We start from the raw sequence: 23,884 nt of genomic DNA, 5'->3' as shown, positions 1-23,884 counted from the left end.
CGACCTTATCATCCGCGACCTGGCCCCGAGACGTTGACTGGCCTCGACGATTGTCCCACCTCCGCACCTCCACTCCGCTCCGCCTCACTCCACATCTTCACCGTTTCTCTACACCCGCCCAAGGCCCTCGCCCCGCCACAGGGGTCTGAACCATTCCTCAATCCGAGCCGGCCTGACGTTTGACCTCGCGCGGCACCACGGACACAATCAGTTCCCGGGCGCATCCCGGCCAGGGGTGCCGAGGTGCAGGTGCCTCGATCGGATCCCAATGGCCCCGAGCCGTGGGCCGACTTCGGAGGAACGGGCGGATGCGAATGACAGCTCTCTTCCTGATGGCCCTCGCCTGGAGTACTGCGAACAGCACACGAGCGGACGAACCGACCTACGCCAAGGGCCTGCCGACGGGTCCTGACGCCGCCTTCCCGATCGCCGTCTGGCTCCAGTCACCTTCCAATGCGTCGCGCTACAAGGAAGTCGGCATCAACCTGTTCGTCGGCCTCTGGCGAGGACCGACCGAGGAGCAGCTCAACGACCTCGACCGGGCGGGGATCCGCTTGATTTGCGGACTGAGCGAACGATCGTTGCGGTTTCGCGATCGACCGACGATCGTCGGCTGGATGCACGGCGACGAGCCGGACAACGCCCAGGACCTCGGCAACGGCAAAGGCTATGGGCCCCCCATCCCGCCATCGAAGATCGTCGAGGGCTATCAACGAATCCGGGCGACCGACCCCGACCGGCCGGTGTTGCTCAACCTCGGGCAGGGCGTGGCGTGGGACGGCTGGTACGGTCGAGGCGTCCGCACGAACCACCCGGAAGACTACCGAGAGTACATCAAAGGCTGCGACATCGCGTCGTTCGACATCTACCCGGCCTGCCACGACGATCGGGAGATCGCCGGGAACCTCTGGTATGTCCCGCGAGGTGTCGACCGCTTGCGAGAGGTCAGTCAGAACACCAAAGACGTCTGGTGCTGCATCGAAACGACGCACATCAACAACCCCAAGCGCAAGCCGACTCCCCAGGAAGTCCGATCCGAAGTCTGGATGGCGCTGATCCACGGCGCCAAGGGCTTGATCTACTTCGCCCACGAGTTCAAGCCGAAGTTCATCGAAGCCGGCCTGCTGGCCGATTCGGAGATGGCCCAGGGGGTCGCCGCGATCAACCGGCAGATCCAGGAACTGGCGCCGATCTTGAACACCGCCGACCTGAAAGCCCACGCGACCGTGGTCTCCTCGAAGCCCGAGACACCCGTCGATTTCGTCGCCAAGGAGTACGCCGGAAACACCTACGTGTTCTCCGTGGCCATGCGCCCCGGAGAAACGACCGCGACGTTCAAGCTCCCCTCGCTGGGAGAGGCTCGGGTTGAAGTCCTGGGCGAAGGCCGCACCCTCAAGGCCTCGGGCGGGTCCTGGAGCGACCAGTTCGCGAATCACCAGGTCCACCTATACCGGATCCGAACCCTGCGTTAGAGCGGCTCTCGCTTGCATTGCGCACGTCGGAGGAAAACGGGGACTGGCTCCCGGCAGGGTCGGACCCGGACTCTCGCGATCGACGTCGAGGACGGGTGCCTGTCCCCATTTTCCGGGCGGTCGCCGTCCGCTGCGGCGGAAATGGGGACAGGCACCTGCGCTTCGCTGCGGAGCCAGTCCCCGTTTCCGTCTCCGCTCTCGGGTTCGGGTCACATTGGGCCGTGTGTCAGACAAACGTTAACCGATCTAATTGCAATCGTCGCCATAACGAGTCCCGACTCAGGCCCACCTACTCCAGTAGACGGAGTACAAGGAGGAATGGCGATCATTAGTATCTACGTATTTACATATTAATTACTCACGAAGACTCTCAATCTCATCTGCGTCGATCTATGTCATCTGCGGATCGTTCTCTTTCTCTGAAGACCAAGTCGTTTCTGTAAGGTGCAGACTAGGGCGCAACTGGTGCAAGTCATCGACGATCGGGCTATTCTGGTCCGATCGCCCGCGACGGAGTGGGCCCAGAAAAATTTCCCGAGTCTCGCCCGGGAGCGGTCTTGATGCCCCGAGACGTTCGTACCTGCGTTCCCCTAGTCCTGTCCCTTCTCGTCACTTCCGCGGTGCTCGCGGAAGCCCCAAAGGGCCTCCCCTCGAAGGCTCTCGAGCTCGAGTTGAGGCACCGCGACCCCGCGACAGGCGAGCCGAGAGTGGAGTCGCTCGCCGTCGATCCCGCGAAGGTGGGGGTGGTCGTCGTCGACGTCTGGAACTGGCACTGGTGCAAGACGGCGACCGAACGCGTCGGGGCGCTGGTGCCCCGGATGAATCGAGTCCTCGACTCTGCGCGTGAGCTCGGGATGTCGGTCATGCTCTGCCCGACCGACGTCGTCGATAACTATGTAGGTTGGCCCCAGCGCGAAATTATCTTCGCCCTGCCAAAGCATCCACTCCCGCCCTTGGCGTCGATCGTCTGCCCCCCTCCTCCCGACGGAGGCGGCTGTGCCTGCGGTCGGGAGCGGTGCCGCAATAACTTCGGGTGGGACGGGATGCACCCCGACCTGAAGGTCTCGGCGACGGACCTCATGCCCGACACCTTCGAGGAGGTCTACTCGATCTGCAAAGAGCGGGGCCTCACTCACCTGATCTACATGGGCGTCCACACGCAAGTCTGCCTCCTGGGCAAACCGATGGGCCTTCGGAACCTCAAGTCGGCCGGCCTGAGTTGCATCCTGGCGAGAGACCTGACCGACGCCCACCCTGGATACGACCCCGCCCGAGGGTTCACACCCGACGGCCATACCGCCGACGTCGTCGCCCACTTCGAGCGGCACCTCGCCCCGACGATCGACTTCGCCGAGACACTGAAGACGCGAGGCCTCTGGGACGACTCACTGGTCCTCGACCCTGTCCGGATCGCCCCCTGGGGAACGCCCATGCGGCCTCACCTTTTCGATGACGAGGTCGTCGTCACCCTGAGTGTCCCCCGAGAGCCTGGGGCCTCGATCCATTACACGGTCGACGGGACGCCGCCGACGTCATCCTCCCCGCACTACGAAAGGCCGCTCACGCTCCGCGATTCGACGACCCTTCGAACGCTCGCTTTCGAGTCGGGCCGCCCCGTCTGCCTCGAGTCGGTCGGCCGCTTCGACCGCCTCCCTCCGACGCCCCCCCTGCCGGAAATCGCCCTCTCGGACCTCACCCCGACCCGCATGGTCGGCCCGAGTCACTCCTTCGGCGGCAAAGCGCGATACTCGGCCCATAGCGGACCGCCCCGGCGCGATCTTTCGAACGAAGGGATCCCGCTTCGTCTCCGAGGTAAAGACTACGCAAAGGGGATGGGCGTTCATGCCTCGAATCAATTGATGTACGACCTGAAGCCCGAATACGGCCGCTTCGTCGCACTCGTCGGCGTGGACGAAGGGATCCTCAAGGTCTCCAACGGCTCGAACGTCGCGCGATACCCGAGCGTCGTGTTCAAGGTCTTCGTCGACGGCAAGCAACTCGCCGAGAGCCCCGTGTTGAGGATCTCGATGCCTCCCTGGGGATTCAACGTCGCGATCCCCCCAGGCGCCAAGCAGATCAGCCTGGTGGCGACGGATGCGGGCGACGGCAACCGCGAAGACTTCGCCGATTGGGTCGACGCCGGTTTCGTCCTCAGGGCCACGCCCTGAGCCCGGCGGACATCGAGACGCCGGCATACTTACAACGACAGAAAGGCCGAGTCCCAAGGTTGGGACTCGGCCTCTCGAGGTTTTCGGTCGGTCCATCATCTCGACGAGTTTCAGACGTTCTCGGGCACGACGAACGGCTTGCGGTACTCGCGGGTCATCATGGAGTTCGCCTCGCTGTCGCCGACGAACGTCTCGGCCTTCGGGTCGAAGGTGAGGCGGCGGCCCAGGCGATAGGCGATGTTGCCCAGGTGGGCGAGGGCCGAGCTCGTGTGCGCCGTCTCGACGGGGCCGTGCAAGGTCGAGACATCCCGGCTGCGGACGGCGTCGATGAAGTTGGCGAAGTGCTTCGCCACCGGGTCGCTGTCCTTGTTCTTCGGGCCGGGCTCGCGCTTCTGACCGAGGAAGGTCTCGTACGAGTTGTAACCGTTGACGATCAGGTACCCTTCCGACCCGTAGAAGATGTTCCCGATGCCCGAGCCCCCTTCGGTGTTCGTCACCCAGGGGCGGACTTCGAACTCGATCATCTTGTTCTGTTCGGGGAAGTGGTAGCTGCTGGTGAGGACCTCGGGGGTCTCCTTGTCGTCATCCCAGAGGAACTTGCCGCCCATGGCGGTGACGGTGGTCGGCAAGGTCTCGAGCCCGAGGCCCCAGAGGCAGAGGTCGGTCTCGTGGATCCCCTGGTTGCCCACGTCGCCGTTGCCGTAATCCCAGTGCCAGTGCCAATTGTAGTGAACATATCGTTTCGAGAAGGGCCGTTCCGGCGCGGGGCCTTGCCAGACGTCCCAGTCGAGGCCGGCCGGGACGGTGTCCGGGGTCTTGAAGTGGCCGATCGATGGGCGCCACTTGAAGACGAGGCCTCGGGCCATGTAGAGCTTGCCGATCAGGCCGGCTTGCATCTTCTCGACCGCCTCGCGGACGGCGTCGGAGCTGCGAAGCTGGACGCCGTGCTGGACGACGCGGCCGTACTTCTTGGCCGCCTCGATCATCTTGCGGCCTTCGACGATGTTGTGGCTGCCGGGCTTCTCGACGTAGACGTCTTTACCCGCCTGGCAGGCCCAGATGGTCGCGAGCGCATGCCAGTGGTTGGGGGTGGCGACGCCGACGACGTCGACGTCCTTCCGATCGAAGACCTTGCGCAGGTCGGTCTCGGTCTCGACCTTGTACCCGTACTTCTTCTCGAACTCCTTGGCCCGCTTGTCGAGGACCTCGCGGTCGGGGTCGCAGAGGACGCCGACCTTGACGCCCTTGGTCCCCATGAACCCCTCGATGTGGGTTTTCCCTCGGCCGTTGAGGCCCAGGACCGCCGCACGGATGGTGTCGTTCGGGCCCGGTTCCGCCCCGCGGGCCGTCATGCTCGCACCGGCGACGGTGCCGGCGGCCGCCGAGATAAAGGTCCTGCGATTCACGGACATGGTTAAAACCCCTTTCACTTCACCTGGAGGGACCGGAGTGGGCAGGCGAGGAGGTCCGCCCACCGGAACGGCATGATACCGAGGAAGGCCTTGGGGGGCGCCACCGGATAGAGCGAGAACGCCCGCCCAGGTCCGGCGGTGAAGACGTTTTCCGAGACGTCCCCAATCGCGAACTCAGGTCGACATCTCGAATCGAACGAGGCGGCCGATCCGCACCGACCCAGTCTAGGACTCCAGTCCTTCCGCCACAACGGGGAACCGGACCAGCGTATCGCCCCGACCAACACTCGCATCGGTCAAGACGTCCTGGCACCACCTCCGATCATCTCACCGCCGCAGCAACGCCGCGAGGGCCTCGGCGCTCGCCGAGTGATCGCGGAGGATCGAGCGGACAGCCTCCTCGGCGACTGAGAGTGAGGGGCCCCGATCCGTGGTCTCCTCCGCCTCGAGCCCTTCAATACCCAGGCTCCTGGCCAGGGCGACCGTCGAGTCCGGGAAGTTTGCGAGGAGCCCCGCGACCGCGGCCTCTCCCTCGGTAAGTTCCTCAGTAGCAGTGACCGCCGGGCCCGAAGTTCGCGAGACGGGCGACGGAGCCGTTTGTTCCCAGGGCGCCCGCCAGGTCGACAGGTCTTCCAGGCGTGCGGGGAAGGTCCCCGAGACCTCCTTCAGGAGCGCGGGCACGACCGACTCCCCGTGCTGGCGGAGCATGAGGATCAGGCCGGGGAGCCAGGGGAGGAGGACTCTGTCCGGCAACCGTTCGAAAGCCCGGCTCACAACCTCGACCGCGAGGGGCCCGACGAGCGGCGTGAACTGGAGGGCCATGAGGAAGCCCGAGACGTGGGCCGGGAACGAAGGCAGGGCCATGGGGTTGGCGAGGAGGTCGTCGAACGTCCGGCGGATCTCGTCCAGCGAACGGAGCCCCAGGAGCCACTCCGAGGTCCAGAGCAAGCCCCGCTTGTTCGGGTCCTGCGTCACGGGCCCGGATTGTCGGACGGCGATGATCAGCTCGCTACGCCGGCAGCCGAGCGAGAGAGCAAGGCTTTCGAGCGTGAAGATGAACGCGAGCATCCCCGCCACCTGTTCGGGGGCGGTGCCGTCGTCCTCGAAGGCCCTCGGGAGGAGTGTCGAGTAATGGGAGTAGCCCGTCGCGACGAACGACTTGATCCAGCCGGGGAGACCGCCGGCCGTGGATCGGTAATGGTGGACCAGGCGTCGGATGCGTTGGAAGCACTCTCGGGCCGACCGGGCGCTGGTCTCTTGCACGAGCAGGCCGACCGCGAGATCGCCGATCTGCTCGGTCAGCCGGGCACTCTCCAGATAGAGGAGACACTCCTCGGCCGCGACGAGCGCAGTCGCGGCGTCGGCCTCGGGCGCGAACGCCTTCGCTCGAAGCCGCTTCTCCAGGACCTGCTCGACGGTCACCCCCTCATACGCGAGCATCAAGAGGGGCGTCTGGTTCTTACCGATGGCGATGTCCCACGACTCCTGGACCGCGACCTGTCCGAGGACCTTTTGACCCATGATGGGACGGACGATGCGCTGGGGACCGAGGAGGTGGGCGAGCTTCCAGAGGAGATCCGAGGCGACCCGAAGCTCCGGCCGCAGGCGGAGGTCGAGGAGCGCACGCTGGATGGTCGTCGCCTGGAGGTTGATGCCCAGGGTGCCGAGCCTCTCGTAGACGTCCTGGGCTAACGGCGGGAGCGAGGTGAATCCGACCTGCCCGATCCGGTCCCCCCCCAGCAGCATGTCGCAGAGCCGGGCGATATCCCGCTTCCTCGGCGTCCGGTCCTTCTCGAGGCAGGTGATGGCGGCGTCTCGGAAATCGTAAGCGGTCGGGTGGAGTCGGTCGCGGACCTGGGCCAGTAAAACCGCGGTCTGATAGATCGCGATCGAGTCGGCCGTCGTCGAGAGATACCCATGCTTCCTGGCCAGGGCGACGATGCCCACACACCAGGACGTCAGTTGATCCTCATCCTCGCGGGCCGGGGCAGGGGGGCGGACGAGGTAATTGAGGAGCACTCCTCCCTCGGGGTCTTCTCCCCCTGAAGCTGCGGGCGAGAGTTCCGGCGAAGCGGCCGCCTTTGGCTTCGACTTCGCCTTTTCCTTCCAGGTCTGATGGACCGTGTCGGCCTTGGTCAACGCAAACGGCTTCACGCCGAGTAGTCGCCTGCCCTTATCCCACAAGGCGTCTGCGAGCGTGACCGTACCCGGAGGGAAATGAAACTGGGCATCGATGGCCGCGTAACTCGAGGGGACCACCCCGTAGAGCCAGGAAGTCGAGGTCTTCGCGGGGATCTCCCAGCGCAGCGGGTTCTCGGCCCCGTACTCGGCGACGTCGCTCACCGCGTGGATCGCCCCGCAGATATGCAGGGCATCTCGCGGGTCGGTCCGATGCTCGGACAAATACGCCTTCATTCGCGTCCACATGAACCGTTCGCGACGCCGGTCGGACTCATGGTCCTCGTCACGCCGCCCGAGCCTGCGAAAGAGGCTGCCGATCAAGAACATGACCTGGCGGTAGGTGGCGTAGTCGCTGGCGAGGACCGGTTGCTCGACGAACTGGTCCCACCACTCGGCGAAGTAGCGGACGCGGGCGTTCGCCAGCAGGAACTCGTGGAAGAGCGGGAACGTCGGCTCGATCGCGCCGACCTGGATCCCGACCGAGGCGGCGTGAGAGGGCCCCTCATCATTGTCCGGAGTCCCTTCCGGAGGAGCGCCGAGTTGCTTCTCGAGCGCGTCCTCTTCACGGGGCATCCACTGGAACAGGTGGTCGACGCTCCGATCGACGAAGACCAGGTCGACCTCGGGATGTTCGAGCGCATAGACGATGGCCTGGTACTCGGCAGAAAATTCGGTCAAGGGCGCGACGACGCCGAGCGGGGACCAGCCCTCCGGGAACTCCTGGCTTCTCCCGGCATACCCCTGGAGCGCGACGGGGAGCTTGCAGTCGCGAAGCTTCTCGACCAGGGGTTGGAGGTCCTCGCAGAGCTCGATGAAGATCACCTTCGGCGCCTTCCGCTCGATCCGGCGGATCAGATGGAGCGCCGAGGCCGGTGAGTGGTGGCAGACCGGGAAGATCTCCAGGGCTTCGGCGTCGGCCCGTTCGACGTCATCCACGAGCGACCCGAGCAGATCGCCGAGCGGCCTCGCGTCGGCCGAGAACGACCGGGCCGCCGCCAACAGTTGGTCGCGCAGCGGTTGGAAGGCGCCCGGCAGGCTCCCCGGCAATCTTGCGGCGGTGTTCATCGTCATCGGAACACTCCTGGAACGCGGCACGTGACGACCTTCATCCGTAATCGGAAGGCGGGGAACGTCTCCCAGATCTCCACCGAGCCATCACCAGATGACATCTTCACCACAAAGGCACAAAGAGGATCCTGGCCTCATTGGGTCGCTCACGCTTTTATTCTTTGTGTCCTTTGTGGTGAGCTCCTCGCGCGATGGATGGCCGGTGGAGATCGGCGAGGCTTGACCTCAAGGCCCTCCCGATCAGGTGAGCGTTTCCATCGCGTCCTTGCCTCCCTGGAGGAACGGCTCCCACGCCCCCTTCTCGGTCCTCGTCCGCTTCTCCACCGACGAATGCCAGAACTTGTTCATCACCGAAACATCTTCGGGGATCCGCCTGACGAGCGTCCCGACGAGCGACCGGGCGAGGGCGTAGGGCTCGAGCTCGGCCTTGCCGAAGAAGACCCCCTGGAGGACGGCATCTTCGAGCACGCCGATCTGCTCGGCCGTCGAGAGGCTCGATTCCAGGCGTTGGTCCTCGGCCGTCGTCGAGGCCATCGCCGAGCGCATGTCGGAGAAGGTCTGGAGGAGGATGTCGAGCAAGGCCGGGGGCATCTCGACCTCGAACTTGTTGCGGGCGAGGAGCTCGCGGGTCCGGAAGAGGACAATCTCCTTCTCGGTCTTCTTGTTCGTGACGACCGGGACCTGCACGAAGTTGAATCGGCGTTTCAGGGCGGTGGACAGGTCGTTGACCCCTCGGTCTCTGCTGTTGGCCGTGGCGATGATGTTGAAGCCGGGCTCGGCGAAGACGACGTTCTCGCCCGAGGCCAGCTCGGGGACTGCCACGTATTTCTCGCTGAGGATCGAGATCAACGCGTCCTGAACGTCGGACGTGCAGCGCGTCAACTCCTCGAACCGGCCCATCTCCCCGCGTTTCATCGCGGTCATCATCGGCGAGTCGATCAGCGACTCCCTGGACTGGCCGCGGGCGATGACCATCGCGACATTCCAGGAGTACTTGATCTGATCCTCGGTCGTACCGGCCGTCCCCTGGACGACGTGGGTCGAGTTCCCGCAGACCGCCGCCGCGAGGAGCTCGGCCAACCAGCTCTTGCCGGTCCCCGGGTCGCCGATCAGGAGGAGTCCTCGGTCGGAGGCGAGCGTCACGATCGCGCGCTCGACGATCGAAGGGTCCCCGTAGAACTTGGGGGGGACCTCACGGTCGATTCCGTCCGACGGTCGTGCGCCGAGGATGAACGTCCGGATCATCCGGGGCGAGAGCCGCCAGTTGAACGGCCGGGGCGAGGTATCGACCGACGTGAGGTACGCCAGCTCCTCGGCGTACTTCACCTCGGCGGGCTGACGGAGGACATCCGGCTTGCCCTTGTCCTGTGTCGTGCCCTCGGTGGAGGTCTTTGGCGCGGGCGTGACCGACGCCGCGGCGGGCTTCGTCTTGGCCATCTTGGGTCTCGCTCCGTTTATTTCAAGAAGTCTTTGATTTCGGCGATCAACTTGCGGACGTCGCCGGTCAAGACCGGCAGGCCGATCTCCTTCAGGCGAGCTCGGAACCATTCATTGACACTGAAATAGCCGCTGCTCTTGAGCGCCCCGACGGGGACGAACCGGACGCCGGACTCCTTCACGGCCTTGATCTGCTCGAACAACGGACGGTCGTTCTGGAACTCGAAGAAGTCGGAGATCCAGACCATCATGGTCCTGCGCGGCTCGACGACCTTTCCAAGTGCCTCGATCATCGCCTTGGGGCCGTCGTTGCCGCCGCCGAGATTCGTGCGCATCAGGACCGCGAACGGGTCGTGGACCCAGGGGGTCAGGTCGATCACATTCGTATCGAAGGCGATCAGGTGGACATCGACCTTCGGCAGGCTCGCGAAGATCGAGCCGAGGATCGCCGTCTGTACCATCGCATCGACCATCGAGCCCGACTGGTCAACGACCACGATCAGGCGCTGGGGGAGTTCCTTGGAAGCCGTGCGCCGGTAGTAGAGCCGGTCGACATAGAGCCGGCCGTCGTCGGGGTTGTAGTTGATCAGGTTCTTCCAGATCGTCCGCCGCAGGTCGAGGTTGCGGAACACGCGCTTCGGCGGGACGGAGCGGTCGACCTTCCCCTTGGGAGTGCGAAGGACCTGCGTCTTGAGCACTTCGGCAAGCTGATCGACATACGACTTGATGATCCGGCGGGCATTCTCGAGCGCCTTGCCCGAGAGGTTCCCTTTGTCGAGGAGCAACTGCTCGACGAGCGACATCGAGGGGGCCAGCCTCGCGGAGAGGACGTCGTCTTCGAGCACTTCGCGGAGCGCCATCCGTCGGATGAGGTCGGACTCGAGGCCGACGAGGCTTCGCTCCAACGATTCGTCGGTCACCGAAGGACCACACCCGGATCGACCTCCACCCTTCTGCCCGCGCATCGCGCCGGGGGGTTGCCCGAAGCAGGCCTCGAGTCGAGCCACGTCGCGACACCACTGGTTGAACTGTTCGGCCGAGACCGACCCGCCGAGCGTGTTCGGGCCGAAGATGTTCAGGAGGAGTTTCGAGTAAACCAGGTCGCGTCGGAGATCGGCTTCCTCAAGCTCCTTCGACTCGACGACCGCAGGCGCGTCGTCATTCGACAGCATCGATTCCAGGGCCGAGAACTCCGCTTTCAGCTCCGGATACCGCTCGGTCACGGTCTCGACCGCGGGGTGCGGGTCGAGGATCATCCGGGGGAGCTCCAGTTGGTCGGCCAACGCCTCGGTCATCCGCTCGACGTTCCCCGCCTTGTCGGTGGAGCCGAAGCAGGCGGCCAACAGGCGCCAGTAGATGATTTGACGTTTCGAGCGGATCTCGTGATCGATCGGGATCGCTGTCATGGATCCTCCTGTCGCCCGGGGTTGCGTCATGATTTCTTCCGGAGCAGTCGGCCGGCACGCTCGCGGAGGATGGCCAGGGTATCCCCGTCTTTCTTCTTTTTCGAAGTCCCTTTGGCCGTCTCCGGAGGCCCGACGAAGACGTCGCCCCCCGACTTCCCCTTGGTCCGTACGCCGAGCGGTTGGACACTCCACCGACCCGAGTCGAAGCGAAGCAGGCCGATCATGGCCTCCGAGCTCCGCACGGCCACGGTCCGGGCCTCGACGTCGATGGTGGCCCCGGCCTTCGGGAGCGGGCGGCCCGTCGCCACGGCCAGACGAAAAGTCTCGCCCCAGGCCAGACTCAAACCCTCGTCCTCCTCCACGACCGTGTAGCCTTCGAGGAAGACGGGCTCGGCGAGTTGAGCCGGGTGACGATCGGCGGGTGGAATCCCGGGGCAAACGACCATCGAACCAGGTGCGAGCCATCGGGCCGCCAACGCCATCGGCTCAAAGGCCGGCCCGAGTTTCGCCGATTTATCCCAGACGAGTTCCCCCGACTCCAGGAGTCGGACCCCTTCGAGCTCGAGCGATCGACGGTCGGAAGTCGCCCGAAGTAAGGATTGAGCCTCGGTTGCGAAGCAATTCCAAACCTCGTCCCCGCGTACGGCGTCCACCTTGTAGCCCGAGACCGAGGTACGGACGACCCGCGGAGGAGTCTCGGGTACTTCGAGCAACGCATAAACGTCGGCACTGGCGAAATAGCCGTGCTGCCGGAGATCGATCCCGAAAGGAGACAGCCGCCCCGACACCGACCGACCGCTGAGCCGGGCGAGGGGCGTCGAGGTCGCGACCATCGCCCGCGACCACAGGTCGGCCCAACGATAGATGGGAAGGGCCGGGAGCGACGCCATCGGGAGCGAGCGGAGGAGCTCGCCATGAAAACCTGTAAGGAGCGAGGCCAATCGGACGAGCCGAGGGTCGGCCTGCAGCTGTTCGAGCGTGGCGTGGAACGGGCCGATCGACGATTGTTCAAGATTCTTGAAGCCAGCCACGGCCAGTTCCATCAGCCATTGTCGCGTGCTCTCGCACCAACCCGCGATCGGACCTTCGGGCGTGGACGCCTCGGGGCTGCCGATGGTGGGAGGCGCCTCCTCCGCCGTTCGGCCCAGCGCCGAATTGACGGCCGCCCGAAGCGCGTCATGACGGGCACCCTGGAGCGCCGATCGAGCACAGGCAAGCCTGAGGAAGTGTTGGTCCAAGAACTCAAGACGACCGAGGGCCTCGACGGCTTCCGCCAGAGCGGGCCCGAGTGCGGTGCTGCCGAAGACGTTGACCAGGCTCCCCAAGGCCCGTGACTGGTCAGGCCCGAGCCGGCCGAACCCCAGGAGTAAGCAGCGATCGAGCGCGGCGAGGATATCCGCCGCGTGCCCGTCGACCTCCGAAACACGCGCGAGCGGCTGCAAGGGATGATCCGACATCGGGGCCTCCGAAGCCTTAGTGGCCGACGAACCAGCTCATCTCCGGCATCGGGCCGGCCTCAGACGCCAGCTCCACGAATCGCAAGTAATTCAGGAAACGGCTGAAGATCGCCCCCGAGGGCTCGGGGCGGAGCATCCCATGGCGTGCGACGGCCTCGATCAGCGCGGCGGGCGTGCCGATCTCGCCCGCCGTGATCGGCGGCTGTAAGTACCGCACGACCCGCTCCCGACCGTACTGGGCGAACGCCGCCTCGGCCAACCACCGCAGGCGTTTCGCCGTCCCCGCGTCCGGCCGATTGTTGTTGGTCCCGCTGTAATAGGCCAGCGTCCCGGCCTCGATGAAGCAGCAATAGACCCGCTCCACGTCAGAGCCGCTCGAGACCACGCCGTGGAGACGCTGGTCGACCAGCTCGACGAAGGGGACCTGCTCGATATCTCGAGGCTCGGCCAACTCGGGCGAACCTGGGTTCGAAGTCTGCTCGACGCTATTGGACGACGACACGGGCCATCCTCCCTCGACCTTGTCCCAACCACCGTTCTCCACCCCAACGCTTTGGCCGGATCAGAAGGACTCCAGGCCGCCTCGAGGAACGATGAAACTTCGCGTCCATTGACGTGACGCAATGACCTCCAAGTCGACTCGAAACTCAACTTCCGTCCCAATCTCGATTTCGGGAATGTCTCTGCAATCACATCCTTATTTTCGGAATCATTGGCTCACGGATTTCTGCTATTTATTCTGAGAACTCGACCTTCCGGATGAGTGTACTTTAGATCACTATCACTGTCAAGTCTCGTCGACGGACTTTTGGGCGGCCTCCCACCGAAGATCTCGAAATCCCCCGGGTCACCGTGAGGCTCTCAACCCACCGGTCCGAAGTAGGATTTCCAAGGCGCAGAATCATCCGTGAGTTGTTAGAGACGATCCGCTCTCCGTCGAGCGAACCCTCGGCTGGTTTCGGAACTGCCGGGGGGGGGAAACTCACATAATTCGTCTCGGGGACACAGGGGATCTTCCACGTCTTTTCAATACAATATCACAAAAATCAATTACACAATCACATTCATATCAATCTTCAAAATCATTAATCTAGTCGACAAGTCGCCGAAAGTCTACCCGTACCGTGCTCCAGAACGAGTTCTCATGCCGCGTTCCGCGGTTTCGCTTCGGTTAATCCCGCTCAAGGGCGTTTCCACGGTCGCGACTTCCAGAGCGCGGACAGGGTTTCCGCGATTGTTCCTCCGGTGGTTTTCTCGACAAGATTGGCAACGACGCCGGGCGTGCTGCAAGGCGAAGGAGCCCGGACGGTGGCGCCGTCGAGGTATCGGCCGAGGTCCTCGGCCAGCTCATCGGCGGATCCATATCGATCTTCGCCTCGTTTCTCCAGGCATTTCCGGGCGATGGCCTCGAGGTCGCGGGGTACGTCGACGTCGAGTGGAGGAGGTGGGAGTTGGAGAGTGGCCTGCATCCGACGGGCGATGCCACCGGTGAAGGGCGGCCGGCCCGCGAGCATCTGATAGAGGAGGCAACCCAACGCATAGACGTCAGTCTGAGGCCCGATCCTGGACAAATCGCCGAGGATCTGTTCCGGTGCCATGTACCCGGGACTGCCCATCACGGCTCCGTCGCGCGTCAGCTCCTCCACGGCGTCCGGGAAGGAAGCGCCGAGAGACGCCAAGGCCTGCTGCCTCGCTTCGGCGACGAAATCCCGGACCAGGGACTCGCGTCCCAAGGTCGAATCGAGGTCGGTAGGGCCGATCTTCGAGTTCCACAAGGTCCGGACCGCGAACTCCTCGAACGTAGGCGCCCCCTCAGGGTTGGAGCGGTACCGGGACTCGAGGTCGGTCTTCAACTGGTCGTCGGCCAACTGCTGGGAGCGCAAGAGGATGTCGAAATCTCTCGCGGTCATCGTGCAGTATTCCGAGCTGACGTCGTCGATGGACCGCGTGAACTTCGCCAGGCCGAAGTCGGTGACTTTCAAGGTCCCGTCGGCAAGGAAGAGGACGTTCGACGGCTTCAAATCGCGGTGGAGAATCCCGCGGCCGTGGGCGTGGGAGAGGGCGCCTGCCAGGGTCTTCGACACCTCCGCGGACCATCGGGGCGGTTGCGGCCGGTCCCCGATCCTCGTATCCAGGCCCTCCCCGCCCGCCAGCTCGAAGACGAGGAAAGGGAGCCCCTGGTGAACGCCGATCTGATGAATCCGGATGATATTGGGGTGGTTCAGACAAGCGACGGCTTCCGCCTCGATGCGGAACCGCGCGAGTTGGAGGAAGTGGGCCTCGCGGCTCGCGGGGATCACCTTGATCGCGACATGCCGGTCGCGGTCTCGTTGGCGAGCCCGATAAACGAACCCCATCCCCCCCGAGCCGAGTCGGCCCAGCGTCTCGTAGCCGGGGAAATCGGGCAGTGCCACGTCAGGGCCGAATGGATCGCCTCCCGAGTCCAGGGCAGTCACCGTGGGGTCCATGGGTCAACCTCATCGCGTTGGATTGCCGAGAAGGGGGGAAATATCCGCGCGAATCGAGCTTCGACACCGATGATCCCAACGACGTCATGGCGTGGTCGTTCGGATCCCAAAGCCGGTCGGAAAGACTCCGATCGAATCTACCAGAATGGGAACCGGCCGGGGTCGAGACTGAGCGGACGCCGGTCGCCGAACGGGTTGAGGCCGTCGCGGACGCGCGAACCGAGGAGATGCTGAGCAGCGTCGAAGCTAGGGTAGAGGAAGAGGACGAGGAGAACGACCGCCCAGATCGTTCGCCGATGGGACCACCGGTGGACGGTCTCGGCCCCTTCGGCGATCAGCATCAGGAAGGAGGGGACGAGGAACAGGATCAGGCGGCCGTGGAATGGGTGTTTCTGCAGGTAGCAGGCCAGGAGCGTGAAGAGGCAAGGGAGGAGCAACCTCGCCAGGTCTTTCGGGCGCCGGCGTCGGAGAGACACCATGCCCACGACGGCCAAGCCGGCCACGGGGACGATCGAGAGTCGAGAACCGACGGGCATGCTGAAATTCAAGGGATTCACGAAGACGTAGAGGAGCCTCCAGAATCCCCAGGTGGCCTCGTAGAACGAATGCGGCGGGAGAGGTGGGAAGGCAAAATTCCAGAACGCCCACATCCCTCGGCCATAGCCGAGCTGGTGTTGGGAGACGAGATAGACTCCCGCAAAGCTCAGGATCCACAGGCCCCCGACCAGGGCAAGCAAGGCACCGGACCGTCGGTCTCTTCGACGCAAGGCGGAGAGAAACGCCACGGTCCCGAGCCCCGCAAGGACGAAGATCGACGGGTGCGAGAACCAGACGATAATGGCGCCAAGGCCTCCGAACTTCAGGGCACGCGAGACCGTCAGCGGCTGCGAGTCCATCGCGAGCGCCAGGACGTAGCACAGCAGGCCGAACATGACGTCGCTGGAGTATTGTTTGATCTCGGTCGCGTAATAGATCAACTCATCGGAGACCACCGCCAATCCCAAAGCGATCCATGCGGCACCCGGCCTGAGAATCCTGATCGAGAGTCGTTCGATCAGGAACAGGGTCGCGATCCCGCAAACGAGCGGGAAGAGCCTCATCGCCATCGAGCTCCCGCCAAAGACTCGACTGACGAGCGACTCGATGAGGAGGAACCCCGGAGGCGCGAGCTGCATCGCGGCCAACGGCCCGAACAACTCGCCCCAGGTCCGTCCCACGATGTTGCCGGAGAGGCTCCCCTCGTCGAGCCAGAGACCTCGGTCGTAGGCGTACTCGATCAGTCGGAGTAGGACGCCGACGCCGAGCAAGACCCGGACCCGTTCCTTCCAGAACCAGGCCTTGATCAATTCGCCGATGTCGTCGCGACGAAAGAGCCCCGGCACTGCCTCGGTCCCGAACTCGCCCGACGTCGCCATCACGGACCTCGTTCCCAAACAAACCGAGGGTCGCGACTCGCCCCTGAAGCCGAGCCCCCGATTCCTCCTCTCCAAGATCCTGAATGATAGGGGACGCCCGATAGTGATGCCAGGCACCCTAAACGCTTCAGCAGAGTCCCAGTTATCAACCACGAGGAAGTGTTCGGGTGGCCGGATCGGAGCGCAGCGACGCCCCGGGATCCTTGACACCACGCGGTCGGGGGCGTCGCTGCGCTCCGATCCGGCCACCCCTCACATCTCCCGATTCGACTTCGAGCAGAGAGAACATCAGGTCTTCCGGGCGCCACGAATATCGCGGATGACTCGGGAGATTTCGACCGGTGTCGAGTCGGACACCTGCCAGACAGGTTGAGGTTGCGGTTTTCTTCGAATCGTTGTTTTATGCGGGGACTTTGCGTGCGTTGATGGACCGACGAGAGACCAGGGGAGTCACGGATCGATGCCCCAAGCCGATCAACCTCGAAAGCGATTCGGACGGATCAAGAAGTTCCTGGCCCTGGGAACGCTCACCCTAGGTGGGTTGGTCGCAGCCTTACCCTGGCTCGCGTCGACCGCCCCCGCCCGGAGTTGGGCCGTGGCGCAGGCCAATGCGACCCTGGCCCCGGCGAAGCTGGACGTGGCCTCCGTCCAGCTCAACTGGCTCGGGTCGAACCGACTGTCGGGCGTCGTTCTCCGCGACAAGTCGGGCAAGACCCTCGCGACCGCCCCGAGGATCACGATCGACCGGAGTCTCCTCTCGCTGGCGACGTCCCGCACCGCCCCGATGAAGGTGCGGGTGGAAGGCCTGGCGCTCGACCTCGAGAGGAAGGCCGACGGAACGCTCGACCTCACCGATGCGCTCAAGCCGCTCCTCGGCGGCCCTCGCACAAAGTCTCCCGAACCGCCTCGAGAGGCCGGCAGTGCACCGGTCGACTTCACCCTCACGGTCGCGAATGGCTCGCTCCGGCTCCGCTCTCCCGAGTTGCTGGAACCGGTCGTCGCGAAGCGGATGGGCCTGACGTTCCGCCGCCCCGCGACCAAGGGCCTGGCCTCGTGGCGACTCACCTTGGGCGAGCCGAGCGACGGCGACGACGCTACGCTCGAGATCGCCGGCGAGTTCGACCATCGCGCCGAGGGGGACACCATCCCGAACCTCTCGACCAAGATCACCGGCAAGCATTGGCCAATCTCTCATACGTCCGGAGGCCTCTCGACGAGGGGCAGGCTGGACGGCACAGTCCAGGCCGAGCGGAACGCGGCAGCCTGGACGCTGACGGGCGACGCTCGAATCCTCGGCCTCGACGCACGAGGGTCGACCCTGGCCGGCGACCGTCTCAGGCTCGAGCAGGTCGGAGGCCAGTGGGCGCTGACGCAGACCGCCGCCGGATGGAAGGTTGGCCGACTCGACGTCGGGTGCCCGCTTGGATCGATCAAGGCGGGGGGCGAACTGGCCCCGGGCGCTTCGGGTAAGATCGAGGGGAGGCTCGATCTCGCGGGCCTGGCCCGACAGCTCCCGCACCTGCTCCGGATCCGCGACGGCCTGACCCTCGAACGGGGCGCGGCGGAGCTCGTCGCCGATATCCACGAAGGGAACGGCGCCGAGGCGACTCGACTCGCGATCGAGGCGAAGATCACCGACTTGGTGGCCCAGCAGGCCGGGCGAACGGTCGCGATCCGTGACCCGGCCACGCTCTCGGCGAAGGTCCACCAGACGACTGGCGGCTTCGGCGTCGAGAAGCTTGCCGTTCGAACGCCCTTCCTCGACGCCAAGGGATCGGGCGACCTCGAGCAGGGCCTCGTCCTCTCCGCCACCCTCGACCTGGCCGGCCTCCAGAAGGAGCTCCGTGACCTCATCGACTTCGGCACGCTCGACCTGGCCGGCAAGGGCCGACTCGCCGCCGACTATCGACGAGGGGCGAACAGCTCCTACTCGGCGAGATTTGCCGCGGAGATCCACTCGATGAAGGTGGCGGGGCTGACCGCGGACCCGATCGCCCGGGAGCGGTTCCATGTCGACGCCACGGCCGCGGGCCCGATGGCCGCCTCGGGCATCCCCGAATGGTGGACTCGAGGCCGGCTGGACATCAAGACCGACGACCTCGTCGTGAATGCCCATCTCGCGTCGAAGGCCGATGGCCCCGGCATTAAGATCGCTCCGCTCTCCGCGAGTTGGAGGTTGCCCACGATCGCGGGGACAGCACCGTCGAAAGCGGAATCCGACCTCGTTCGCCTCGAAGCCGAAGGGGAACTCGACCCGGTCGCCGGCCGGCTCGAGCTGCGTCCTCGAGCGGACCAGCCCCAGCTCGACACGATCCGACTGACGGGCGACGGGCTTCGAGTCGAGGGGTTCCACGACAAAGAAGTCCGCATCGACGCGAGCCTGGCCGGCAACCTCGCCTGGCTCGACCGCACTCGAGTCGCCATGGGCGGAGGGACCACCAACGACCTCGCCGGAGCGTACGCGCTCCGGATCGGAGCGAAGCTCGGCGAAGGGGGGACGCTGTCGACTTCCCTGACCTTCGAGTCACCCGACCTCTCGCTCCCGCAAGACGGGGGGACACGTCGGGTCCTCGGCCCGATCTCGCTTGCGGTCGACGCGGGCACGACGGGTGGATCCGACGCCATCTCGTTCCAGCGTCTGAGCCTGCGCGGGTACTACGGACAGGTCGACGTCGCGGGCAACCTCGCCGAGCTCTCGGCGCGACGCGTGGCGGATCTTCAAGGCACGTTCGCCCCGAACTGGCAGGCGGTCGAGGCCCTGCTGGCCGGATCGGTCGAGCCCGACACTCGGATCCTGGCGAAGCCTCGCACGTTCCGGGTCAAGGGTCCGCTCGCGGGCGAGAACCTCGCGGCGATTCTCAGGGGACTCGACGCCGAGCTCGCCTTCGACTCGGTGCGTGCCTTGTCCTTCGGACTCCAACTCGCGCCCACTCCGATCGTGGTGCGAGCTGCGGGGGGACGAGTGGCGATCGACCCGATCGAGTCGACGCTCAACAACGGCCGCGTGCATCTGCTCCCCCAGGTTGATCTCAATGACCAGGGAGCGATCACGTTCCGCCTCGCGCCCGGATCCGCGCTGGAGCAGGTGGAGATCAACGACAAAGTTTCGAAGAGCCTGCTCGTCTACATCGCCCCCGTGCTGCACGAAGCAACGCAGGTGCATGGGAAGGTCTCGATCAACTTCGACCAGGCCGACTTCCCGATCACCGGCGACGGGAATCTCCACTCGACGGTCGCCGCGCGGGTCCGGTTCGACAACGTCGCCTTCGAGGCCGGGCCGTTCACCAAGGAGTTGGTGGAGCTCGTCGGTAAAGGGAAGAGCACCGCGATTCGACTCGACGAGCAGATGGTCCTCGCCATCGCCAACGGCCGGATCCACGAGAAAGGCCTTGCGGTGCCGATCGGGCGGAACGCTCGGATCGAGCTCGACGGGTCCGTCGGCTTCGACAAGACGCTGGCGCTTCGGGCGCGGGTGCCGGTCGCGAAGGAACGCATCGGGAACCGCGAGGGACTCGACGGGTTGCTCGAGGACTTGAGGGTCGGGGTACCGATCGGCGGGACGATCAATCGACCGACCATCGATCGGAGAGCCTTGCGCGTCGGACTGGGGAAGGGTGGCAAGTCGGCGCTCAAGCGACAGGCGAATGACTTATTGAAGACGTTGGTCAAGCCGGCCGAGGGCGCGCCGTCGGATGACTCTCGGGGCCGTTGAACGCCTCGAGAGTTTGGCAACATTCTCGGATGACTCGGGTCGCAAACCCGTTTGGCTCATGTGGCGAAATTGGTGGTGAGGATGTGGACTTATGTGCCACCCCTTCCCACCCGTTTCGCGACATGAGCCAACCCGCTTTCTTGGGAGAAAACGGGTTTCCAAGGTCCTCGAGGCCCGGTGCGATCGACCGGGCACGGCCAAGATTCGACGTGAGGTGAAGTGAAAGGGCTCAGACGAGCTCCTTGAGGGCCTTCATCGGGACGGCGCGGACGACGTTCCGGGCGGGCTTCGCCTTGATCGTCATCGGCTCTTTGGTGAACGGGTTGATGCCCTGCTTCGCCTTGGTGGCCGGCTTGCGGACGACCTTGAGCTTGAGCAGGCCGGGGACGATGAACTGGCCGGGGCCCTTCTTGCCGAGCTCGGTGGCGATGAGGCTGCCGAGGGCGTCGAACACGCTGGCGATGTCCTTGCGGGCGAGCCCGCTCGCCTCGGAGATCGCGGTGTAGATCTCATTCTTCGTCGCCGCCTTCGGGCGGGCGGCGGATGCCGGGGCGGACTTCGCCGCCGGCGCCGCCTTCGCGGCGGGCGCCGGGGCGGCGGCCTTCGCGGGGGCGGCCGGTGCAGCCTTGCCGTTGGCAGCCTTGGGTGCGGCTTTCTTGGCCATGGTCGTTGCGCTCTCCATCAATCGGGGTGGGTGAACTCGGTCGACCGCCCTCGGCGCCCGGCGTGCTCTTCGGCGTTTCCCGGGTTTTTCGTGGGAGCAGATCGACAAGCCTTCAAGATCATTACAAGAATCCCCGAGGCCTTGCAGCGCCAATCCCCGCATTTTTCCCCGGAATTTCGCGGTTTTTTCGGGTCCGAACGCGTGGAAGGGCTGGATGGCCCGCGTTTTCGCCTCGAAGGCACGCGCGACGCCCTCATCTCCTCGCCATTTCGCCGCACTTTCGAGGCACTCGTCGCCTTGCTATCTCGGGGCAGGACACCATCACGTGTCGGCTTGACCATGATCTCCGAAAGGCCTTCGACCGAGCGCAACGCGTCGGCGCCGAGCTTTCCGACGATCAGGGAGGCCCTCGGTAGGGCCTTCGAGCCGATCGGGCGCGGCTCATGTCGCACGAGGTGCCACCGGCCGCGGGGATGTAGCACTTCTGGACGTAGTCCATCACCATCCGGTCGGAGTTAGACCGCCAGCCCAGGGAGCGGATCCACGACTTCATGCGGGCGGGCCATCCTCGGGGGAGGCCGTCGCGGGTTGTTCAGCCAGACGTCGACCCCCTGAACGAGACGCCGGGCCACGTTCATGTCGTAAGCTTCGACGAAGACGACCTTGCCGGCGAACTGCGGGTCGCGCGCGAACTCGGCGATCTGCTGGCGGAGGTGCGTGCCCAGGCCGTCGGGCGGGTGGGCCTTGCCCGCGAACACGACCTGAACCGGAAGCCGAGGGTCGTTGATGAGCGAGGCCATCTGCTCGATGTCGCGGAAGGCGAGGTTCGCCCGCTTATAGGTCGCGAACCGGCGGGCGAAGCCGATCGTGAACCCTAGACTCTCCTCGACGCTCGGCCTGTCGCGCCGCGCGATGGCGGACGAAGGCGAGGAGTCTCGCCTTCAGGACCTGATGTGTCTCCCGGAGCTCGCCGTCGCCGACGTCGCCGATCCGCTCCCAGATCCCCGTCTCGCCGCTCCGCTGCGACCACTCGACGCCGAGGTGCCGGTCGTAGAGGTGCCTCATCTGCCGGGCCATCCACGTCGAGACGTGGACCCCGTTGGTGATAGGACCGATCGGCACCTCGTCCTCGAGCCGACCCGGATAGAGCTCGGCCCGCATCGCCCGAGACCTGGCCGTGCAGCGAGGAGACCGCGTTCGCCTTCCTCGAGTACTTCAGCGCGAGGACGGTCATGCAGAAGTCCTCGGCGGGGTCGTGGGCGAAGACCCTGCCAAGTCCCATGAGGGCCTCGTGCCCGATCCCCCTACGACTCGCGGAGCGGCCCGAGGTGTTCCTCCATCAACTCGGAGGAGAACCGGATCGGCGAGAGTTGGTGAGTACCGTGGCGGGCGGCCTCGATTTCGAACCTGGGTGCCGGCGTGACGGCCGAGAAAGGCGAAGGATGAATGGGACGGGGCGAGTCGATGGTTCGATCGCCCGCTTGGAATGCCCAATTCCGATTTGAAGGAAAGCACCCTGCATGCCGCTCTCATTGATCGCGAAATGGCGACGCGTTGCCGTCGGCGGCGTAGCGACGCCCGATGACGAGCCTCGCCCCCGGTTTTCTCGAAGATCACAGGAATCGTCGCCGTGAGGACGACGCCTCGAGGGATGCGACCTAGGAGATGATGTGTGGGTCTTCGCTCGAGAGGGTTCGCCCAAGGCTTAGGCAAGCCGGCATTCATAGAGGGCGAGATCGGGCGCGTTGATTTCGAGAGTTTCGTCATTCACCCAACGAAGGGATTAGAGCGGCTAACGTGGGGCCTGGCACGGGGCACAACGCGTCGCTTGACCGGAGAGCGGAGGCGGAGACGGGGACCGGCTCCGCAGCGAAGTGCTGGTGCCTGTCCCCGTCTCCGCCGCAGCGGACGGCGACTGCCCGGAAAATGGAGACAGGCACCCGGCCTCGGAGTTGATTCGTGAGGGACCCGGCCTGACCCGGCCGGGAGCCAGTCCCCGTTTTCTCTGGCGTACGTAACGCCTGCGAAACCGCTCGAAGCACAGGCGATGTGATTGGGCGACGGTCGAAAGATGCTCGTCCTTCCACCGAAGCCGTCTGATGCGCCCGACCGAGCTCGGGAACCAGAGATACCTCTCGAGACTCGTGAGAATCGTTTGCCTAACCCGACGGTCCATTTTTACAGGCCTCGGAGGGAGGACTGCATTGCATCGTCGATCGTGTACTCGTGATTGCCAAGCCAATGTTCCAAGGCCACCATCTGCCTGAGCCGTACAGCCAGTTGAAAGCCGCCGATACCTTCTTCCGCATAATGCAAGGGGATCCGTTCGATCTCCGGCAAGCGATTTCGCGCCATTGAGCGGAGATCTTCCGTCAGCACTTTGAACTTCTCTTCCGCATCCTCGCTCTCAGCAGCTGACTCCATAAGTCGACGCACCAAGGCCTCGGTATCCACGCCAGTGCTGGTTTGCGAATCGAAGAGGTTCGTAGGCGTCAGCTTGAGGTTCGCCTCATTTCCTGAAAACAGCCGGTTTACGATCTCGGCTTCCTTCAGCTCGACGACTCGCCTTGGGAGATGTTTGTCGAAGAACGGAATCGCCAGCAGGGCACGCTCGCAGGAGCGCAGGTCGAGGATCAGTGATTCGTTGGCCCGCAAGAAGAAAGCACCGATCACGATCGGGTGCATTCCCTCCTCAATCTGGGCAAGCGACTTCGAGAATCGAAGCGACTTCGCCTCGTCAGAGTAGAGCCAGACCCAACGCTTTTCCTGCGCCACGAAATCCAAACATCGAAGCTTCTTGAACCCCTGAAGTAGACCGGCCCGGTTCCGTATCCTGTAATGGATCCGGACCGGCTGGAAGTTCTCACCAGTCATGGTTCCCAAGGGAGAGCTATCCGCCATTTCCGCCTCCCAACAAACCCACTTGAATCCATGCGTACCCGGCACGACCGCCCGTATTCTCGTCTCAACGCAGGCTGGGCCTGTTGTCGACGTGGCGACAACCTCTCCAGCCTATCCCACAGA

15 protein-coding genes are annotated in these 23,884 nt (G+C 64.7%); 3 read left to right on the top strand and 12 right to left on the bottom strand.

Features of this window, described 5'->3' with window-relative positions; genetic code table 11:
• The first annotated feature begins 308 nt into the window (after nt 1-308).
• Both ACYOEI_RS11360 and ACYOEI_RS11355 read left to right on the top strand, forming a co-directional pair.
• A complete protein-coding gene (locus ACYOEI_RS11360) occupies nt 309-1,472 on the top strand; it encodes a hypothetical protein (RefSeq protein WP_462849608.1) in 1,164 nt (387 codons plus the stop codon).
• 560 nt (nt 1,473-2,032) lie between these two features.
• Nucleotides 2,033-3,640: an NPCBM/NEW2 domain-containing protein gene (locus ACYOEI_RS11355; RefSeq protein WP_462849607.1), complete on the top strand. Its 1,608-nt coding sequence runs from the start codon at nt 2,033-2,035 to the stop codon at nt 3,638-3,640.
• 110 nt (nt 3,641-3,750) lie between these two features.
• Here ACYOEI_RS11355 and ACYOEI_RS11350 read toward each other — a convergent pair whose 3' ends face one another.
• The 8 genes from ACYOEI_RS11350 to ACYOEI_RS11315 all read right to left on the bottom strand — a co-directional run bounded on the left by ACYOEI_RS11350 (nt 3,751) and on the right by ACYOEI_RS11315 (nt 16,484).
• A complete protein-coding gene (locus ACYOEI_RS11350) occupies nt 3,751-5,052 on the bottom strand; it encodes a Gfo/Idh/MocA family protein (protein WP_462849606.1) in 1,302 nt (433 codons plus the stop codon).
• Between the two features lie 327 nt (nt 5,053-5,379).
• Nucleotides 5,380-8,304: a DUF5682 family protein gene (locus tag ACYOEI_RS11345; RefSeq protein WP_462849605.1), complete on the bottom strand. Its 2,925-nt coding sequence runs from the start codon at nt 8,302-8,304 to the stop codon at nt 5,380-5,382.
• 237 nt (nt 8,305-8,541) lie between these two features.
• Entirely contained in the window at nt 8,542-9,738 is a 1,197-nt protein-coding gene (locus tag ACYOEI_RS11340) for an ATP-binding protein (protein ID WP_462849604.1), read from the bottom strand.
• A gap of 17 nt (nt 9,739-9,755) precedes the next feature.
• Entirely contained in the window at nt 9,756-11,144 is a 1,389-nt protein-coding gene (locus tag ACYOEI_RS11335) for a vWA domain-containing protein (protein WP_462849603.1), read from the bottom strand.
• A gap of 26 nt (nt 11,145-11,170) precedes the next feature.
• Nucleotides 11,171-12,601 carry a hypothetical protein gene (locus tag ACYOEI_RS11330; protein WP_462849602.1) on the bottom strand — a complete coding sequence of 477 codons (1,431 nt, stop codon included), beginning with the start codon at nt 12,599-12,601 and terminating at the stop codon, nt 11,171-11,173.
• A 16-nt stretch (nt 12,602-12,617) separates the two neighbouring features.
• A complete protein-coding gene (locus ACYOEI_RS11325; RefSeq protein WP_462849601.1) occupies nt 12,618-13,103 on the bottom strand; it encodes a hypothetical protein in 486 nt (161 codons plus the stop codon).
• Nucleotides 13,104-13,782: 679 nt separating this feature from the next.
• Nucleotides 13,783-15,069 carry a serine/threonine-protein kinase gene (locus ACYOEI_RS11320; protein ID WP_462849600.1) on the bottom strand — a complete coding sequence of 429 codons (1,287 nt, stop codon included), beginning with the start codon at nt 15,067-15,069 and terminating at the stop codon, nt 13,783-13,785.
• A 137-nt stretch (nt 15,070-15,206) separates the two neighbouring features.
• A complete protein-coding gene (locus tag ACYOEI_RS11315; protein WP_462849599.1) occupies nt 15,207-16,484 on the bottom strand; it encodes a hypothetical protein in 1,278 nt (425 codons plus the stop codon).
• A 460-nt stretch (nt 16,485-16,944) separates the two neighbouring features.
• Here ACYOEI_RS11315 and ACYOEI_RS11310 point away from each other — a divergent pair, with 460 nt between their 5' ends.
• The gene (locus ACYOEI_RS11310; protein WP_462849598.1) at nt 16,945-20,196 is read left to right on the top strand and encodes an AsmA family protein; all 3,252 of its coding nucleotides are present in this window, start codon (nt 16,945-16,947) and stop codon (nt 20,194-20,196) included.
• Nucleotides 20,197-20,425: 229 nt separating this feature from the next.
• On the opposite strand, the gene ACYOEI_RS11305 is transcribed toward ACYOEI_RS11310, so the two are convergent.
• The 4 genes from ACYOEI_RS11305 to ACYOEI_RS11290 all read right to left on the bottom strand — a co-directional run bounded on the left by ACYOEI_RS11305 (nt 20,426) and on the right by ACYOEI_RS11290 (nt 23,761).
• Nucleotides 20,426-20,860, bottom strand: a complete 435-nt coding sequence (locus ACYOEI_RS11305; RefSeq protein WP_462849597.1) for an HU family DNA-binding protein — start codon at nt 20,858-20,860, stop codon at nt 20,426-20,428.
• Nucleotides 20,861-21,375: 515 nt separating this feature from the next.
• A complete protein-coding gene (locus ACYOEI_RS11300) occupies nt 21,376-21,660 on the bottom strand; it encodes a hypothetical protein (RefSeq protein ID WP_462849596.1) in 285 nt (94 codons plus the stop codon).
• Between the two features lie 34 nt (nt 21,661-21,694).
• Entirely contained in the window at nt 21,695-22,021 is a 327-nt protein-coding gene (locus ACYOEI_RS11295; RefSeq protein WP_462849595.1) for a hypothetical protein, read from the bottom strand.
• A 1,017-nt stretch (nt 22,022-23,038) separates the two neighbouring features.
• Nucleotides 23,039-23,761, bottom strand: a complete 723-nt coding sequence (locus tag ACYOEI_RS11290) for a hypothetical protein (protein ID WP_462849594.1) — start codon at nt 23,759-23,761, stop codon at nt 23,039-23,041.
• Nucleotides 23,762-23,884 lie beyond the last annotated feature (123 nt).

This window comes from Singulisphaera rosea (assembly GCF_054877945.1).
The sequence above is the reverse complement of the archived record's forward strand: the minus strand, read 5'-3'. Positions and strand labels throughout refer to the sequence as shown.

Bases quoted from the DNA above. Each gene is read 5' to 3' on its own strand.
- ACYOEI_RS11295 (WP_462849595.1), bottom strand. From the start codon at position 22,021: ATGCGGGCCGAGCTCTATCCGGGTCGGCTCGAGGACGAGGTGCCGATC.
- ACYOEI_RS11310 (WP_462849598.1), top strand. From the start codon at position 16,945: ATGCCCCAAGCCGATCAACCTCGAAAGCGATTCGGACGGATCAAGAAG.
- ACYOEI_RS11330 (WP_462849602.1), bottom strand. From the start codon at position 12,601: ATGTCGGATCATCCCTTGCAGCCGCTCGCGCGTGTTTCGGAGGTCGAC.
- ACYOEI_RS11345 (WP_462849605.1), bottom strand. From the start codon at position 8,304: ATGACGATGAACACCGCCGCAAGATTGCCGGGGAGCCTGCCGGGCGCC.
- ACYOEI_RS11335 (WP_462849603.1), bottom strand. From the start codon at position 11,144: ATGACAGCGATCCCGATCGATCACGAGATCCGCTCGAAACGTCAAATC.
- ACYOEI_RS11315 (WP_462849599.1), bottom strand. From the start codon at position 16,484: ATGGCGACGTCGGGCGAGTTCGGGACCGAGGCAGTGCCGGGGCTCTTT.
- ACYOEI_RS11355 (WP_462849607.1), top strand. From the start codon at position 2,033: ATGCCCCGAGACGTTCGTACCTGCGTTCCCCTAGTCCTGTCCCTTCTC.
- ACYOEI_RS11320 (WP_462849600.1), bottom strand. From the start codon at position 15,069: ATGGACCCCACGGTGACTGCCCTGGACTCGGGAGGCGATCCATTCGGC.
- ACYOEI_RS11305 (WP_462849597.1), bottom strand. From the start codon at position 20,860: ATGGCCAAGAAAGCCGCACCCAAGGCTGCCAACGGCAAGGCTGCACCG.
- ACYOEI_RS11300 (WP_462849596.1), bottom strand. From the start codon at position 21,660: ATGGCCTCGCTCATCAACGACCCTCGGCTTCCGGTTCAGGTCGTGTTC.
- ACYOEI_RS11360 (WP_462849608.1), top strand. From the start codon at position 309: ATGCGAATGACAGCTCTCTTCCTGATGGCCCTCGCCTGGAGTACTGCG.
- ACYOEI_RS11290 (WP_462849594.1), bottom strand. From the start codon at position 23,761: ATGGCGGATAGCTCTCCCTTGGGAACCATGACTGGTGAGAACTTCCAG.
- ACYOEI_RS11340 (WP_462849604.1), bottom strand. From the start codon at position 9,738: ATGGCCAAGACGAAGCCCGCCGCGGCGTCGGTCACGCCCGCGCCAAAG.
- ACYOEI_RS11350 (WP_462849606.1), bottom strand. From the start codon at position 5,052: ATGTCCGTGAATCGCAGGACCTTTATCTCGGCGGCCGCCGGCACCGTC.